This is a genomic window from Marinifilum sp. D714, assembly GCF_030851345.1.
GTDB lineage: Bacteria > Bacteroidota > Bacteroidia > Bacteroidales > Marinifilaceae > Marinifilum.
Window position 1 is genome coordinate 1 of sequence record NZ_JALPNU010000061.1, and the last position, 985, is coordinate 985.

The 985-nt window shown below is 39.7% G+C and carries 1 protein-coding gene; it reads right to left on the reverse strand.

The genetic code is table 11. From position 1 onward, the window contains the following. Positions 1-321: 321 nt before the first annotated feature. The gene (locus M0051_RS19540) at positions 322-468 is read right to left on the reverse strand and encodes a hypothetical protein (RefSeq protein ID WP_306743254.1); all 147 of its coding nucleotides are present in this window, start codon (positions 466-468) and stop codon (positions 322-324) included. Positions 469-985: the final 517 nt, after the last annotated feature.

Genomic DNA, 985 nt, shown 5'->3' on the forward strand with positions numbered 1-985 from the left:
GTGAATCCAAATCCAACACAATTAGCCCTGAAGGGGCGTGAGCGGAATTCCAATTATTTCATTTTGTGCTAGCGCCCTTGCAGGGCTTGGTTTCAATTGTATTTCATAATCATAGGGCGTTGCCCTATGCTGTTGCTATTACCCTTGCAGGGTAGAATTGATATATAGATTCCAGCCATGCATGACCCTACGGTGTTATTTTAAAATAAAAATCAATGCCACAATCAAAATTACACTCACCACAATACTTGTAATGTAATACCTTCGTTTTTCGCGCCTTGCCTTGGTTCGAATATTCTCTTTAACCTCCTTCATTTCTTCTTAGGAGATCTTTTTGAAACGCACAAAGGTTCTTCGCTTTTCCTTGATTTCGATATGATCGCGGAATCCTTCTTTGTTAGAGGTGAGTTGGGCACGATTGCCTCTCAATCTTCGAATCATATCGAATACATGACCGGCTGATGACATGATGTTAAGTTTTTTTATGTTTGTATCTAAAATTACATAACATTATTAAAATATTCTACATAGTTTCTGATTGAATTTTGTCATTGATTTTTATCCTTGAAGTGTAATTCAAGATATTGTATTTCTCCCATATTAAACGAGAGAGGAATATTGCCCTGAAAGGGCTATATCAATAGCGATGGGTAACGCCCATCGGTGAATCCAAATCCAACACAATTAGCCCTGAAAGGGCGTGAGCGGAATTCCAATTATTTCATTTTGTGCTATCGCCCTTGCAGGGCTTGGTTTTAATGGCGTTTCATATTCATAGGGCGTTGCCCTATGTTACTGCTCTTACCCTTGCAGGGTAAATTATTTTCTTACATCGATAATGAGCTACAATTTTGAAATCGCCCTGAAAGGGCTATATCAATAGCGATGGGTAACGCCCATCGGTGAATCCAAATCCAACACAATTAGCCCTGAAGGGGCGTGAGCGGAATTCCAATTATTTCATTTTGTGCTAGCGCCCTTGCAG

What these genes read in the sequence shown, in the direction of transcription:
- M0051_RS19540 (WP_306743254.1), bottom strand. Translation starts at nt 468, where the DNA reads ATGTCATCAGCCGGTCATGTATTCGATATGATTCGAAGATTGAGAGGC.